Genomic DNA, 16091 nt, shown 5'->3' with positions numbered 1-16091 from the left:
AATGTAGTGAGTGCAAAGATGAGTCATGCCGAAACGAATTGGTGTAGCCCCACATATTAGTCTTGAAGAGCTATAACAGCGCTATCGTTTATGGTTGGATGCAAAACGAAAGTCTGCTCATTCGACACTACCTCTAAATCTTTATAGTTTTGGTACTTATATAGTTGTTGATGAACAACTTGAACCTTCTGAACCCCAGCATATAAATTTTGAGGCAGTTTAAACAAAATTCTGTTGTCTTCAACAATTTGTGGTTCTAAGAGGTTTTCTCCTCCGTTCAGACGTAGCAGAGTTATATCCGCACTAAGATTCTTCCCATAGATGATTAGACTGCTCCCCGCTACAATCTCGCTATTTGTAGGCGATGCAACAATTTTCTCAATTTGCGGCTGATTCAATGCCCCTTTACTAGAACCTGGAGCAAGTGAAGATTTCTTGGAGCCAATAAACACCATCGATACTTCGTAGGCAATTGAGGGTCGATAAGAACCTTGTAAGAGCGACCACAATCTAGACATCTGTTCTGTATCGAACAAGTTTGGCGCGATCCTTACTTGGTCTAACTGCTCGGTCAAAGCTTTAACAGAAGTCGATTCAATCGCTTGTGCCAAAAGACCGGAACGATTGATAGTTGCGACATGATTTAGCGCTGCTTGAATCGCGGCGTTGGATAAAACCGGAGTTTGATGCATGAGCTGCATAACATAACCCAACAGTATTTCCGTCTGAAAGTCTTTGTTTCCGTAGGCGGTCAATACATAATGGAGATTGATGGCTAAGGGGAGAATTGTACCTTCTTCTGTACTGGCTTGATGATGGGCTAGCTGGTTGCGTAGCTTGCCGCCTTTGGCATCGCGCCCACCCAGATCTGCATTACGGTTTTCTGAAACCTGATAGAGAAATAGATTTAGCTGAGGTTGACCATCGACTCCAATAGAAATCTGATCTGGGGGAAGTGTGGTTATTAGCACATTTCCCATACTCGACAGAGCTGCATTCTGAACCAAGCCGTCTTCTAATAAGTTTTTGAATACAGCTGTTATCGCTGCGATCGCTAATCCATTACTCATAAGTTTCCACTTAATGCACTATCTTCATTCAGAGCTTTGTCTGTATAAATCCTTTACTTCACCCGTTTAAACCCTTCGTAGGCAACTTCTACTTCCTCTATTTCTATCTCTTGGCTATTAGCTCTAACATCTGCAATTTTGTACCGCGATGGCCAGGCTGCTCTAAGTTCAAATCTTGCCTGGGGTTTTCCATCTTCATGGATCGTTATAAGAGCATTTTTTCTCTGTTTAGCCCAGTTACCATCCTTAGTCAACTCAAACCAGTTCCATAGAGCCATCGAACTTGTCATTCCTCGAAGTAATGTTAAATTTCCGCTCCTGGCATTACCTGGAAGTTTCGTTCGCACAAACTTTCCTTTGTTTGCCTTGCCCCATCGACCCGAAGTAACCTCACTAAACTCAATTACATCTTGCGAGTAGTTAAATCCCTGACATTCTAAGAAAACTGCGTCTACCACGTCGCTTGAGCCATCAAGCTTTAAATCTAAATGGAAATTAGATGCAGTCAGAAAAACGGGAGTTTTAGATGAATTTGCCATAATTTATTTCGTCGAACTAAAGAATCTTAATTACCGAAATCAACAGGGTTAAAAAAGGTTGGCCCTCTATTAAAAGAGGGCTGTTTATTTATTTTTGCGCGAGAGCAAGACAGATATTAACTATTGTTCACGTGTGACTTCTTGAGCAACTAACTCTATTGTTTCGCAAATTAATTCTCCACCACCGGAAGACATTGAAGAAACCGAATATTTGCAGGGATAGCATTGCTTAATCTGCCATTCCATAACTGGCTTACCATCTGCATACGCAGTGATTTTTGCATCTTCAAGTTGTCCTTTCCAGTCAGGATTTTTACCTGTAGGAGGATTAACTTTGTTAAACCAAGTATAGGCACTCTTATCTTTACATCCAGCCAAAACAATTGTTGGGTTCTGCGGTTTGACAGGTGTTGGCCTTGGTTGCATTGTTTTTTCTCCACTTTTCCCAGATCCGGCAACATGATCGGTGGGAGGAGCATCCATACCCATATTACTGAACTCCTTGACTGGTAAGTCCTTGATCTTAGACCCGGCAGTAAAGGTAAAGCTAGAACATTCAATGTAATCTTGACCTGGCATGATTTTTTCCTAGTTATTTCGTTCAATGAATAGTTGGTTGATTTGAGAGAATTGTTAGTTTTGTTCTGTTTCAAGAGCATTCCACTGGCTGATGCGGAAAACCACAAATTCAGCCGGACGTACCGGGCATACACCAACATCGATATATAAACGCCCCAAAGTCATTGTTTCAGGTGTATTATTTTCAGCGTCGCATTTGACGTAAAACGCTTGGCTAGGACTAGCTCCGAACAATGCACCTTCGCGCCATATCCGCTCTAAAAAATTACTAACGGTATATCTAACCTGCGTCCACAGATCTTCGTCATTAGGTTCAAAGACAGCCCACTGAGTTCCAGCTTCAATTGAGCGCTCAATATAGCTGATGAGCCTTCTGACGCTGATATATCGCCATTCGGTTTTGTCCGGTTCAACCAGGGTTCTGGCACCCCAAATCCGAATTCCTCGGTTAGGAAATTTACGAATACAGTTGATACCTAGCGGGTTAAGGAGTTCTTGCTCTCTAAAGTTGACATCATATGCCAAGCCAGTAATTCCTCTGGGGACTTCATTAGCAGGAGCCTTATAAACACCCCGCGATTCATCCGTTCGTCCCCATACGCCCATCATATGGCCAGAAGGAGGAACAAGAATTGAACGCCCTGCATTTCGAGGATTGGGTACTTTAACCCAGGGATAATAAAGAGCTCCAAACATGGAACGACGACCAAACTCATCTAACCAATCAACGACATCTTGAGGTCTAGTGCGATCGGGAGGAGGATCTAACACAACCATTCGATTCGTCGGCCCTGGCATATCGCCGCTAGTAGAACCTTCAGACATGCTGATCATAGTCTCCATCACACCATGAACTTGTTCAAGGTTTAAAACTTCAGCTTCATAGGCTCGCATTAAATCCGGAAAACATATCATTGTAATCTCGTCAATTTCAAAGATGCCGAGAACGCCAGTTCGTTCGCTCCGATCCCCTTCTACTTCACTAGCAAATTTCTCAGGTGTAGAATTCGGCGCTGGAGGCAGTAGTTCGTATTCGCCATTCAAGGGTCGTCGAGATAAGGGCTGTCCGGGCTGGGCAATATCTCCAATCGAAATATACTTAGAGTTTTTCAGAGCCTCAACAACGTAGGTTGCAGCCTGCGTTTGGGGTTTTGGATCCATACTCAAGTGATTGTATTGCTCAAGCACTTGATCATCTCGGCACACTTTTACAGAGAAGAACTCACGTGGATTATGAGGTATTTCTACTTTATGCGTTCCCTGCGATTGACCTTTAATCTGGTCGCTCGCTTTATCGTCATTCTTCACAGGAGGTAACGCACGAGGCATTCCATCCCGAATTTCGATTTTAATGGGTCCGTTATCGAAGTGTTCAGGCCGGATGGATAAATTTAAGCTTGGGCGATTACCGCGTCTTGGGATCTCTAAGATAGGTGCTTGCCGTTTTGAATTTTCTAGCCCAATACCGGGGAGTTGCGTTCCAATACTTGTAACCCAACAACGTCCGCCTCCATTCAGGAAATATCCTCGAACTGAGAAAGGTAAATATGCATCGAAGTCTGTGAAACCGTTAGAGTTGCGTCGGGCAAAGTATTCAAGATACTGAGTCCAACTTGTGACAAGCATGGGTTTAAAGAGTTCCGCCCCGCCTCGTATATCTTCAGTAAAACCGATAAATCCTGCGACCGAAGTACTGACGCCCTCAATCGGACGACTTCCGCGATCGACTTCTTCAACATAAACGCCTGGTGCAAAATAGTCTAGTCTAGCCATGTTAAGTGCTCCTTGATTTGTTGGATAATCGATTGATATAGAAATCTAGTAGGCGGGCATAAGTAATATCTCTTTGGGGATACATGATTCTCCGTCTACAAAAACATTGCAAGTCTTAAACTGATAGCCAAATCGTTTAAGGTGTAAAATGTAGTTTCCAGAGGCCAAATTCTCAAAGAAAAAATATCCTTCCTCGTTGCTAGTTACTGATTTTTCGGTTCCTTCAAGTATGATTTGAACTCGTTTTAATGGCTTTGAGTTAAGAGTATTTTTTACAATGCCAGCAATGGCAACTCGCTGAGTTTTAGAGCCGCTCCTGCTGATACCTGGAATTGAATTATTGACCCCAAAATGCCGTTCAGTAACCAAAGGTACAGTTGTTTTTCTCCATACATTAAAGGGAACAGTTACTGTCAAATAAATAGCAGGCCGTATGGGAATAGAAAGAGAACTCCATAAACTTCCTACATCAATGGGTGGGTCGCTAGTGACTGATAATGATAAGTTGCCGTGACCACGAAGGTCAGGAGTTAGAAACTCCTCGCGCAATACTCGACTACGCATTAACAGCAGTAGAGTTTCAGACAGAAGATGAAGCTCTCCTAATACAGTGCGATCGCGGGCTGTGATCACAATGGAGATATCGAACCAACTGGGTGCTCTACATACTTCTGCAACCTGTCGTGAATCATCAAAATTGCGTTCAACCTGCCTGCCATTATTTGGTATTTTTTTACTGATTCGAACATCATAGAGATAGAGATTAAGTGATAGCTTCCTATTACTATTCTCTAAGCTTGCAGGGTGACTAAAGTCTATTTGCTCAGTGCTAGTGAGAACAGATCCGCTAGCCAACATTTCAGCAAGTGTTTGAAGAATCGAATTTAGCATAAGCAGATATCTAATTCGTTTCTATATACTCAGATTAAGCCATCTCCTAGCCAATGCAATCAGACTTATGTACTAATTTAAATTCAGAAGTTATAGCTTAATTGTTTTTCAAAAATCACGACAAAAGGTCATTTTTGCATAGACATTTATCTTAAAATGTAATTAATTATACAAGCTATTTGATTACAAATAGGTCAACTCTATACAACCCCTTCAATCTACTTTGTAGCTTGATGTGGTCGGCTGGGACTACTTATGGCACTCCCCCGTTGTGCTTATCGCTATAAGGCACTCGCTATCATTTGAATAATTTTATTTCCCAATTGTTAGCAGCTTTTTCAACACAACTTCACCGAATTGATCGTACTTTACTTAAAGTCATTGCTCACAAGGCTGTGAGCGTAGACGCGTTGGCGCAGCCTCTGATAGAGAAGCGGCTTGTCATTAGACATCGCCCAGGTCGGAGTGAAGCACGAGTCCGTAAACGCCGCTCGAAAGCTTATCCCTTAATGATAAAGCCTAAGCAATTACAAACTGCTTAAACCACAAGTGTTTTGGCTTTACAAGCGTGCCATTCGGGTATGAGGCGATGAACATGCTCCGCAAAGGACAAATTTCAAGCATCAAAAAAGGTGACATTTTAAGTCGAGTAGAATTCGTGTCTCAAATTTTTGAAGTTGCGGCATAACCAGATCGACTTAATGAGGATCTTTTGTCTTCAGTAAGTTTTTGCGACACAACCGTAATTGCACCCTTTGCTTTCCTTTTGCCGTTCTTTGCGCTCTTAACAACTGCTTGAGTTCTGTCTCGCTTTCTTTGATCTCTAGTTTGTAAATCCCTGCCATTGTTTCGGCTTAAACTCGTTAATTTTACTCTGTGATCTGTAGCTTATTTTTGGAGAATTGGTATTATCGGCTTCAGAAGTGTTTTTGGCATTGGAGAATTGGTATTAGTCGGCTTCGGAAGTGGTTTTGGCGTTGGAGAATTGGTATTAATCGGCTTCGGAAGTGGTTTTGGCGTATCAACTTGGAGCAAAAACGCACGTTTGACTGATTGACCTTGTTCGGTTTCAGCCGTGAGGATAATTTGAGAGAGATTTGTGGTTGCTTTGAATGTCCTAGAACCGCTAGCTGGGACATCACCTAAAGGTTCGAGTTTAACCTTGACACCATCCCCCTGTACCTGCCAGTTGAGAGTCACAACTTGTCCAACTTTCAAGAATATTGAGGGATTCGCCTCTGAACTTTGATTATTGAGCGTAAAGTTCATAATTTGAAGGGGTGTTGCCTTTAACTGGACTTGAACTGCTTTGGAGAGTGGTGATTGTTTTTGACTTCCACTAGACACAGGTTGAAGGCTAATCGCATAGTTGCCTGGTTTAGCCGGAAGCCCTATATCCACGTTGGCACAACTCAATGTCTCGTTGACTGGAGGTTGACATTGCTTCGTTAGTTCCAAAGGAATTTGTTTTTGAAAATCATAAGTCTTGAAGAGCGTTGGTTTACCCTCATTGAATTGACCCATAACCTGAAGCTGACTAAGTTGGCTAAAGTTCTTGATGTTCCAACTAAGGGTTAAGGGTTTCCCTTTTTCGAGTTGAGACTGGCGTGCTGCAATGCTCACCACCTGCGGCAGTGGCTTAGGTTGAATTACGACATCCAGTTTCTGCTGAATAAGCTTTTCTGCTGATTTTGCCTTAATCTGAAGTTGGAAGGTGTATTCTGCCGCCAATCGGGCACCTGTATCGACATTGGTGCAGGTTAAATTGCGATCGCGAATTTGGCAATAACGGTTCAGTTCTGTCGGTAAGCCTTGACGAAAGTCGTAAACTTGGGGACTGTTCGTAGTTCGATCTTTAGTTGAAGAAATCACCAACTGCTCGAGCCGATCTGAATTCGAGATCGTCCAGTTTAGGCGTACCCTGCCTCCCTCCGTATAGCTAGCACTATCCGGTTTGAATTCTGCCAGGATTGGCGGGGGAGCGGGTTTAAAGAACACAAACCAAATCAAAAAGCCCAGTCCCGACAATGCACCAACCCCTGCCAGCAGCCACAGCAGAAACTGCCACCAAGGGCGTGCTTTCCAGACTAACAACCCCATCGGTAAATTTTCTGGCGTTGGTAATGCTTGAAGATCTTGAAGATTGACTTGAAACGGTAGCTCTAAGCCATACCCAAAAAGAGGACGTCGCCATTTCTGCTTGGGATAAACGGTTAGACTAATCGTTGCTGTTTGGCCAATCAACAAATTGACAGAAGACGGAGTGCAAACATAGTAGCACGACTCCGTTTCATCTCGGCTGCTAGCACTTACAGCCAATTCTCGAATTGAATTTCCGTGATTTGTCAATGTGAGTCGATACTGACCCGGACTGTGACTGACTTTTCCAAGAATAGTCTCTAGTTCAGCACTCAGGTGAAGTTTTGGGCTTACCTCTAAATACACTAGATCCAAAAAGACCTGCTCTGGGGCATTATCAGAAATCAGCTGTAGAGTCGGTGAATAGTGACCAGCGGGCATGTCTATTGGATAATGGAACTCAATGATGATTTCACCTTGGCCTCCAGGATTAAGCTCCAAACCATCGGTACTGGAAACGACGCCTAACTCATTCAGTTCGTTGTAAGGATATTGAATCGTGAACCACGTTTTATCCAAGTCAAGACAATAAAGCCGAAACCGATCCACTCGACTAGAGTGATTGTTCACGATTACTGATAGCGTCTGGTGCTGGCTGGGCTGAACTAATAAGGGCTGAACGGGACTAGTTGCTGGGCTAATTGAAAAGTTAAGCTTTTGTGACCGTATAACAGCGTGCTCTTTGACTATAACTTCAAGACTGGCTGGGTAATGAATCGGAGTCTCTTCTGGATAATGCTCTGGGGCATCTACTACTATCGTGTAGGGATAACTTCCTGGTAGAGCGTCTGAGGGAATCACAAAGAGCAGGCTGACTTCACAAGCCTCTTGGGAGTTGAGGGCGACCCGCTTTCTTGCAGATGGACACCATGACAGCAGGGTCTGAGCCGTGGGATCGACAAACACATCAATCGTGGCTCCCTGCTCGCCTTGATTAATCAGACTGATGTGGAGGGTAACGCTCTCCCCTGGGAAACCCTCTAGGCGGGTGGGAGGATTCAGTATAACTTTAAGTGGTGTTATCAAATTCAGCATCTCTACAGCGTCTTCAGTAAAAAACTATGTCGTTGCTAAAATGTAATGGTAGTTGCACAATAAAAGAAGAAAATGTCCAAAATGCAGCTTTACCGAAATTAGAAAAAATAGTTGTCGTCGTGGTAAACTCGGCTTTTGGATTTAACAAGCGTGGTTTTCTTCCAACTAATTCCTGCCGGATTAAACAAGTCATAATAGCTCCGTTTGACTCGTAAGTTACATCATATTCAAATGCTAATTTATACTCAAGTTCGCCAAGCTCCCAACAATATGAGAGTTTGCAGCCAACTTAATATTTCTTCTTATTGTTCAACATTTAGATAGCTCTTTCTTGCTTTATTTTAAAAAGGATTATAGAGCAAACTAAAATACAGACCGTTTTCTTGTAATGTTCTCTCATTTGAGTTAACAGATATTAAAGGAATACCCCAGTCAAGACGAACGGTGAAGCGATCGCCCTGTGACCAACGCAACCCCAGACCAACAGAAGCTAGAGTATTAGGGTCGGGATTCTCTCTACCAGAACTATTCCAGCCAACACCAAAATCTACAAACGGGATAACCTGTAATGCACTATCTATCTGGGGTAAGCGCAGAATTGGTACTTGAACTTCCGCAGAAACAAAAGTGCCATTATCCGTCAGCAGGTAATCTTGACGGTAGCCCCGAATGCTATCCTGCCCACCTAAGCCAAATTGCTCTATAGGCACGAGTGTTCTAGATGCGAGTTGCGTATTTAAACGAAGTAATAGTAAGGTTTCAGGAGCTAAAAGGCGTGCCCACTGCGCTTGCCCTTGCCAAGCAAAAAAACGGCTATCAGGAGGATCTTGATTAACCGTGGCATTCAACACATCTATGCCCAAACTGAATTGAGAGCGTAGGGCGATGACTTCACGACTGTTACGACTCGTCCATTCTTGAAAAAACCGTAACGCAGATACCCTAGTGCGTCCCTCTTGATCAGCACCAGGCGAAAGTTCAGAGGCGGGAACCCCTTGTCTCTGTAAAAAGGATGAGATATCACTTTCTCGTCTGGAAGCTGTTAACCCCAGAGCGAATTCTTGTGTAGGAGTTTGGACTATTGGCTGGCGGAATGTCAGTTCATAGTAGCGAGAGTCCGATTTGATATCTAGGAAGTCAAAAGGAGGTTCAATGACATTACTCGATGTGATGCCATAGTTGAAGCTAAGAGTTCCATTGCGGGGATTGAGAGGCAATGTGTAGCTGGCATCAAAGGAGTTGCTACCATCGGTATTAGTGTAGCCTAAACTCAGACCATCTCCCAATCCGAGTAAGTTGGCTTCATTCAATCGTAATCTGCGGCGAAAACTGCCAACGCTAGGCGATCGCCCATTATCAAGAACTATTTGGCCACTAAAGGTTTTGGCTTCACTAATTTTAACTTCTAAGAGACTCGCACCAGTCCGCGATCCTGCCGAGAGTTCAGCAGTCACGTTTTGAATCAAAGGATTAAGTTGCAAAAGTTGCAGTGCTTCTAATAGACGCTGGCGATTCAGAGGCCCTGATGTCGCTATTGCTAGTCGGCTGCGGACATAATTCCGATTCAACCGCCGAGTCCCAGTTACCTGGATATCTTCTAATTTACCTTCGACCACCTGAATTTTGACAACACCAGATTGGATTGTTTGAGGTGGAATATATGCACCAGAAGTAATGTAACCATTTTTGACATATAAATCAGTAACTTTAGAACGTGCTTGATACACTTCACTCAGTGAGATCGGTCGTTTGGTAAATTCAGCAGTGGCGAGGGCTAACTCTTCGGGACTGAAAACTGTGCTACCAACAACTTCAAACCGTTCAACAACAATAGTTTGAGAAAAGTTGCTAGGGAGTGGTTCCTCAAGTGTGGGAGTTGGAGCAGAGGGTGGAAATAGTTCTGCTGGTGGGGGGAGTGGCTGTGGCTGTTCAGGTGAGGGAAGTGGCGAAGGTGTGGGTGGTTTAACATCCCGTGGTGGTGGGAATTTTTGCGACAGGATGAAATTACTAGTTGGAAATTGTGTAGTATTAGCAGCCTGAGCTTTCAGTGGACTAAAAGATATGCTGTTGAGTAATATAAGCATACTCAGCGGCAAGCAAGACACTATAAAATTTTGGGGATATTTATCAATCATCGCACCGGACTATTTTTGTGAGTAACTATGGGATTATACGGGGAATGCTTCAGAGGATGTTTGAAAAGTTCTGCATTTTCAGTCTCAGACTGGGAACCAGAAAAGTCTTATCAAGCTAGGTTTTTTGGACTTGTGTGTACACCGTAGTCTTTTTAAGGGGGGTTAGGGGTATCGATAAGTCCCTAAAATCACAACCAACTACTTTTCCAACAACCTCTTATTTGAAGTTTCATCATTATGTTTGAGCAACGCCAGCGTATTCATGGCGGCGGTCAACTCAGTCGAACCGAAACTTCCTTTAATTGCAATCAAACAGAGCTCAGTTCTTCTGCTTTATTCATCTGGGTTAAAGCGATAGAGGCGAACTTGTGCATCATCGGAGCCACTGGCAATCCAAACCCCCTGCTCATTAGCAATCAAGTCTAAGGAAGTAATCCTGCTGGGCAGGGTTGCGATCCGCTTCGGTTTTTGAGTCAGATCGGGAGTGACCTTTGCGGTCAGACGCCAGGCCAGGATCTGACCATCATCGCCTGCACTCACGAGCCATCGTTGATCTGGAGTAAATAGAATGCTGCGAACCGATGTTTTTGAGACCTGCCACCTCGCCCGTTGTTCGCAGCTTTGCTGAGGGAGCTGTTCTTTAGGCGACCCCTTTGGCGCTGCTTTCTGACATTGACTTAAATCCCAAAGAGTAACGTAACCATCAGAATCAGAGGCTGCTAGGATGGGAGTATTGGGCGCAAAGTTGACATCCCAGAAAAAGTCGTTTTCTCCGCGATTTTGAGCATTCTCTGAGAGCCTTAGCTGCCGAGGTTGCGAGTTTGCCACATCCCACAAGACAAGCCGTTTAAACTGTCCGGCACTCACAAGGATCTTTTCATCTGGACTGAGTGCTAAAGACCAGGCTTGATATGCAAAGCGAGCGGGCACCTTCAAAACCTTGGCAGGCTTTGAATCAAAATGGACATCCCTCGGCCTTTGCCAACTCCGAATGGTTCCGCTCCCATAGCTGGCGTATAACGTCAGAGAGTTGCGAGTGAACATCAAGTCCAGAATGCGATCGCTTGTCTGGTCGTTGGGGTCTTTGAGCGTATAGAGTCCCTTCCCAGTGTTGATATCCCAGACCTGAACGGTTCCATTCTCTAGACCTGCAAAGACCTGATTATTTTTCACCGGAATTAATGCTAGCGACCGGATTGCTTGCTGAGTAATCGCCAGAAGTCCAATGGATGAGTTAGGTTGAGTATCCGTGCAGGTTTTGGCTAACGTTCCCTTACTCAAGGTACCCTGGGGGGTTAGCGTTCCCCAATCTGTTACGCCCCAAGTCCGAACTGAACAATCGTCTGAGGCACTCATTACCAGTGGCGATCTGCCACTCGTACCACTGAGTCGCACGGCATTAACGCCAGCTAGATGAGTAATCGGCTTTGGTATAAATATAGCGGCTGCGATCATTGAGAGCAATGTCAGCAATAACCATAAGGGTACAATTGGGAAAACCTTTAAGAATAAAATCTGGGTTGCTGGATCGGTACTCCCTAATCTTGGGTCTGATAGCCAAGGCTTGAGTTCAAACTTTAGTTTTCGCGACCAGCCGATCCAGGGACGACGGGGAGAGAGGGTTAGGTTTGTAGAAGTTATTTCCCCCAATGGCAGAATAGGTTTTTCTGGACTAACCTGAATTTGGCATCCTTTGGCGTCTTGGCCTCGTACTTCAAGATCGAGCGTTTGCAACAGATTACTATTGTTTTTAAACATCAATTGGAAAGTACTGCTACGCGATCGCCAATTCGGGAGCCAGGGTCTTTTAGCCGGGATACGCTGCTGCTGAGGCTGGACTTCAAACTGCATGAACCCAACGGGCAGAACTTCTAAAATCCCTTGTACTTCAACGGGAGAACCTACATGACTTTTAGCAATTATGATAAAGAGATAATCGCGACTCGGAACTCGATCTGCTCTAGGGGGCTGACATTGGAAGGTTGCTGTTATCTCTCCATTAGCTGGAATTTCTATATACCGTTCAGAGCTACCAACTAGCCAGGACGGCTCAAGTTCTGCACACTGCAAGCGCACTTGGTAAGGCTGCGACCCCACATTCTTGACAGTCACGGGAATATCCACGACGTTACGAGGATAGACTTGAAACCGCTGGGTAGGTAGTCCGATCCGCAGTAGGTTTAATTCACCGCTAGGTTCTAAAGTTAACCGCAGAACTAATCGTCGTTCTTCAGAGAGCTGGGGCGAAAAAACCCGCACCGTTAGATTGACGATCCCGACGAAATCAGGGATGGGAGAATCTAAAATCTTAACTTGAAAATCAGTGCGATCGCCGGGTGATTTAGCTGTAGATACATCTGGAGAAAGGTGATACCAGTTACTCTGCTCGCCTGCTCCCGCCGCTTTAATTTCAAGTTGAAACGACGCAAACTGATTGCTGCGGTTGATGACCGAAACACCAAAAGAAACCGATGGGCCTCCGGGGCGAAAGGCTATATTTTGTGCGGTCAAGCTAGCATCGATTATTGAGCTGGCAAGCATAGTAAAGAGAAATATTTGGGTTGTTTTAGTATTTAATAACAACTTTGATTGAAATAGATCCGACTTCTGTCTAATTCACTGAGGCACTTTGATAAGCGATTACACCTACATCGCCACCTTATGCAGCGGTTGTTTCTTAGTATAAACACTAATAATCATCTCAAAGGCTGCATATTCTGATTTCAGTTATCCCAATGAGTAATTATAGAAGTATAAGTTCGGCTTTGGCTTTAAGTCGTTAGTTATGCTTGCTCACAAACAAAGAACTGTACTCACATGCTGCTCCACAAGACCCAATTATTTAAAGGAGAAAACAGATGACGACAACAACCAAGACAACAACCGCTCTCGAACAGTTTTACACTGAACTGTTGAAAGACCTGGTTCTGTCGCAAAACTTACTGAAGACAAAAGAGCCTCATTAATTGTAGCTGGTTATGCAGCAACTTCAAAAATTTCAGACACGAATTCTACTTGACCTAAAATGTCACCTTTTTTGATACCTGAAATTTGTCCTTTGCAGACCATATTCATCGCCTCATACCCTCTTGCGGCGTGCTGTGTTGAAGGATTTGAATTTCATGCTTGCGTTCATTAATCACCAGGCGAACGCGATTTTGTGAGGTCAGATCAAAAACCAGCGAGCGCTAATAACTATCTATTGTCAAGATTTTATGACCAATATTCATCTGGATTAAGTTTCTTTTATTTCCTGATTTTAACAAAATTTTGGAGTTTAATTCCCCTGCCTCTACAGGTAGCACGTTTTGTGTCGCGATTAAATCCCCGTTACAAAACGTAATTGCGAATTGTTTTAAACAGGCTGTTTAGTAAAAATCTCTGGTCATACTTTTGTTATAAGTTTTTCATAAGTGCGTCAATTTAATATGAAATGATTAGAGGTTATGTTTTACTGCTTATGTGAGTTGGGTTATCGCCTTGCCTGGTTGACAGGCTTGCGCCCTCAGCATTTCATCACCCACAAGAATGTACCCGCACCCGTGGTGATTACAATTCTCTGCTTTGGCTACTGCTATGAAAAGCCAAGCTTTGAAATATTCCCTACAAGGGATCTACCGTAGCTTCTTTTAGTGGATGAAAAATTTTCAACAGAATTACGGAATTGAGATGACATCGCTTGAAATCATAATTATCAGTCCAAATATAAACTGACTGCATTCACTGAATTTCTTGCTTTACCAACTCCAAGTAAGAAATCTTGAAAACGGCTAAATGATTAAGGGAACAATGCAATTTTGTTAAATCGGGTTTTAATTCTCAATAAAAACAGCTATATAGCTGCGATGCCTCCGGCGGGCTATGCCTACACACTATTAAATAAGTGATTTATACCCCCAATTTTTAGCACCTGACAAAATCGCATTGCTCCTCATGGGAAGCTGATCATCAACGACAAGGTTTTTCTAGCTTACCATCTCATTCACTTTTTGCGATACAACTTTTTTTCCAACAGAACCAGAAGTAGAACATATAATTTGGAGGAAAGTATGGATAGTCTCACAGATAACCCAAGCATAGGTCTCAAACTTTTAAAAAATCTGAGTCCTCAGTCAGAAAAAGGGACTCCCCAGTATTACACCCGGAAACTAAAGCATTTCTTGCAGCTACAGATCGAGCAACTGGCAGCTCAATCGCAGATTCAATGGACGAGAGTGGTTTATCAAGATCCGCAGATGTCCGGCCAACAAGTACTTGAAGCCTCTCAAATGCCTTTTTCTTTTGCGAAAGAGACCCTAGCTTACTTACAGACCGAAGGTTGGTTAGCTAATGTTTCATCAGCTCTTGCGCTAAAGCCGATTGATTCAGGGACAATAGAAAAAGGCTTCTATTATTGTCCTTTTGGTGAATCAAGTCAGCCTAATCAATACTTACTATTATTTGCCAAGGGGCCTTTGTCTCATACTCATCGGCAATTCATCAAGCGAACGGCTGCCAGTATCAATGAATATTTAGACGAACATCAACAAAATTGGCAACACCGCCAGAAGATTCAAATTTTAGAACATCTTGTTCAACGAGTCGGGCATCAGTTACGTCATCCTTTAGGTTTAATTAGTCTCTATGCTCATAACCTTAGTCGTCTTCTGCCTAACAGTAAGGAGCAAGAACAAGCTTCAGTCATTTGCAAGACTGCTCACAGCTTAAATCAAACTCTCACTGAGATTGTGCAGTGTGCAAGTAGTAAAAAGTTGCAGATTGTACCGCAAGATCTCCGTAGTCTCGTTTATAAAACGCTGGAAGAATTTCAAGGCTGGATTTCGGAGAAAGATCTTCAGGTTTGTTGCGCCGATCGCACACTTATTTTGAAACTCGATCCACTTCAAATCAAACAAGCTATCAGCAATTTATTGAGTAACGCCATTCATTTTAGTCCCCAAGGGGCAAAAATTTTCATTGATTGGCAAGAGCAGCAGGGTGATGTTTTGCTGACCTTGAGAGATGAAGGCCCCGGTCTATCCTCAGAGGATTTACAGAAGCTGTTTAAGCCTTTCTATACCCGCCGTTCCGAGGGAACAGGTTTAGGATTAGCTATTGCCCAAAAAGTTGTGCTCGATCATGGAGGGAAACTATGGGCAAGAAATGCACCCAAAAAAGGTGCAGAATTTTCGATCAGCCTACCTCAATTGATTCCATCCATTGACTTATTAGAGGACAACGCCGCATGTTAACCCAAGCAGAACACAGCAAAACCCTATCGATGCTTTTAGTCGATGACGATCATCAATTTCGGGCTGGAATCAGAACCCTCCTAAGCTTTTCCCAGATTCAGGATCGAGCCATTAACGTGATTGGGGAAGCGAATTGTCCAGCTCTAGCTTTATCCCTTACCAAGCAGCATACTCCTGACCTAATTCTGATTGACATGGAATTAATTGAAGGAGATGGTCTCTCCCTATTACAGCAGCTCCGAGATAGCAATGCATCGAGTAGAACCCTTGTTCTATCGGGTCATCAAGAAGACTACTGGATCTATCAGGCTATGCAGTCAGGGGCGGATGGCTATGTATTTAAGGGTCAGGTTTCACAGCAGTTGCTAGATGCGATCGCCACTATTATGCAAAACCAAATCTATTTACCACCTGAAGTTGCCACTGGCTTCTTTAGAAAATTCCAAAAAACCCAAGCCTCATTACCCTCACAGATCGGTCAGCCCTGCAACCTGTCCGAGAGAGAAAGCGATGTTCTATATTGGCTCGTTCAAGGAGCCTCAAACGATGAAATTGGGAAGCAACTCTACATTTCAGTGGCTACTGTTAAGACGCATCTCACTAATATTTTTCTGAAGCTACAGGTAACAAGTCGGACACAAGCTATTGTGGCAGCCATCAAGATGAATCTGGTTCAGTCGTAATTGGGTTCAATCATTT

General features: G+C 43.6%; 10 protein-coding genes and 1 pseudogene. 2 read left to right on the top strand and 9 right to left on the bottom strand.

Going from position 1 to position 16091, the window contains the following annotated elements; translation table 11 throughout:
- Positions 1-56: 56 nt before the first annotated feature.
- The 9 genes and pseudogenes from V7K85_RS34595 to V7K85_RS34555 form a co-directional block, all read right to left on the bottom strand.
- Positions 57-1070 carry a DUF4255 domain-containing protein gene (locus V7K85_RS34595; RefSeq protein WP_334820945.1) on the bottom strand — a complete coding sequence of 338 codons (1014 nt, stop codon included), beginning with the start codon at positions 1068-1070 and terminating at the stop codon, positions 57-59.
- A gap of 53 nt (positions 1071-1123) precedes the next feature.
- Positions 1124-1609, bottom strand: a complete 486-nt coding sequence (locus V7K85_RS34590) for a phage tail protein (protein ID WP_334820943.1) — start codon at positions 1607-1609, stop codon at positions 1124-1126.
- A gap of 120 nt (positions 1610-1729) precedes the next feature.
- A complete protein-coding gene (locus V7K85_RS34585) occupies positions 1730-2188 on the bottom strand; it encodes a phage tail protein (protein ID WP_334820941.1) in 459 nt (152 codons plus the stop codon).
- 54 nt (positions 2189-2242) lie between these two features.
- Positions 2243-3961, bottom strand: coding sequence for a phage tail sheath family protein (locus V7K85_RS34580; RefSeq protein WP_334820939.1), 1719 nt, complete (start codon positions 3959-3961; stop codon positions 2243-2245).
- A 45-nt stretch (positions 3962-4006) separates the two neighbouring features.
- On the bottom strand, positions 4007-4852 hold the full coding sequence (locus V7K85_RS34575) for a Pvc16 family protein (RefSeq protein ID WP_334820937.1): 846 nt from the start codon (positions 4850-4852) through the stop codon (positions 4007-4009).
- Between the two features lie 888 nt (positions 4853-5740).
- Positions 5741-8026 (bottom strand): COG1470 family protein, encoded by a 2286-nt coding sequence (locus V7K85_RS34570; RefSeq protein ID WP_334820935.1) that lies wholly within the window; start codon positions 8024-8026, stop codon positions 5741-5743.
- 131 nt (positions 8027-8157) lie between these two features.
- A pseudogene (locus V7K85_RS34565) lies at positions 8158-8364 on the bottom strand (winged helix-turn-helix domain-containing protein); the annotation flags it as partial.
- A gap of 3 nt (positions 8365-8367) precedes the next feature.
- Entirely contained in the window at positions 8368-10161 is a 1794-nt protein-coding gene (locus V7K85_RS34560; protein WP_334820933.1) for a ShlB/FhaC/HecB family hemolysin secretion/activation protein, read from the bottom strand.
- Positions 10162-10494: 333 nt separating this feature from the next.
- Positions 10495-12702 (bottom strand): hypothetical protein, encoded by a 2208-nt coding sequence (locus V7K85_RS34555; protein WP_334820931.1) that lies wholly within the window; start codon positions 12700-12702, stop codon positions 10495-10497.
- Between the two features lie 1508 nt (positions 12703-14210).
- Between V7K85_RS34555 and V7K85_RS34550 the strand changes: the two genes are divergently transcribed.
- Positions 14211-15392 (top strand): sensor histidine kinase, encoded by a 1182-nt coding sequence (locus V7K85_RS34550; RefSeq protein ID WP_334820929.1) that lies wholly within the window; start codon positions 14211-14213, stop codon positions 15390-15392.
- A complete protein-coding gene (locus V7K85_RS34545) occupies positions 15386-16075 on the top strand; it encodes a response regulator transcription factor (RefSeq protein WP_334820927.1) in 690 nt (229 codons plus the stop codon). Before V7K85_RS34550 ends, V7K85_RS34545 begins: the two co-directional genes overlap by 7 nt.
- Positions 16076-16091 lie beyond the last annotated feature (16 nt).

Origin of the sequence: Nostoc sp. (assembly GCF_036917615.1) — a bacterium.
Taxonomy (GTDB): domain Bacteria; phylum Cyanobacteriota; class Cyanobacteriia; order Cyanobacteriales; family Nostocaceae; genus Nostoc.
The sequence above is the reverse complement of the archived record's forward strand: the minus strand, read 5'-3'. Positions and strand labels throughout refer to the sequence as shown.

Excerpts from the sequence above, each read along its gene's own strand:
- V7K85_RS34585 (WP_334820941.1), bottom strand. The coding sequence starts at position 2,188 with ATGCCAGGTCAAGATTACATTGAATGTTCTAGCTTTACCTTTACTGCC.
- V7K85_RS34545 (WP_334820927.1), top strand. The coding sequence starts at position 15,386 with ATGTTAACCCAAGCAGAACACAGCAAAACCCTATCGATGCTTTTAGTC.
- V7K85_RS34595 (WP_334820945.1), bottom strand. The coding sequence starts at position 1,070 with ATGAGTAATGGATTAGCGATCGCAGCGATAACAGCTGTATTCAAAAAC.
- V7K85_RS34575 (WP_334820937.1), bottom strand. The coding sequence starts at position 4,852 with ATGCTAAATTCGATTCTTCAAACACTTGCTGAAATGTTGGCTAGCGGA.
- V7K85_RS34555 (WP_334820931.1), bottom strand. The coding sequence starts at position 12,702 with ATGCTTGCCAGCTCAATAATCGATGCTAGCTTGACCGCACAAAATATA.
- V7K85_RS34560 (WP_334820933.1), bottom strand. The coding sequence starts at position 10,161 with ATGATTGATAAATATCCCCAAAATTTTATAGTGTCTTGCTTGCCGCTG.
- V7K85_RS34550 (WP_334820929.1), top strand. The coding sequence starts at position 14,211 with ATGGATAGTCTCACAGATAACCCAAGCATAGGTCTCAAACTTTTAAAA.
- V7K85_RS34570 (WP_334820935.1), bottom strand. The coding sequence starts at position 8,026 with ATGCTGAATTTGATAACACCACTTAAAGTTATACTGAATCCTCCCACC.
- V7K85_RS34590 (WP_334820943.1), bottom strand. The coding sequence starts at position 1,609 with ATGGCAAATTCATCTAAAACTCCCGTTTTTCTGACTGCATCTAATTTC.
- V7K85_RS34580 (WP_334820939.1), bottom strand. The coding sequence starts at position 3,961 with ATGGCTAGACTAGACTATTTTGCACCAGGCGTTTATGTTGAAGAAGTC.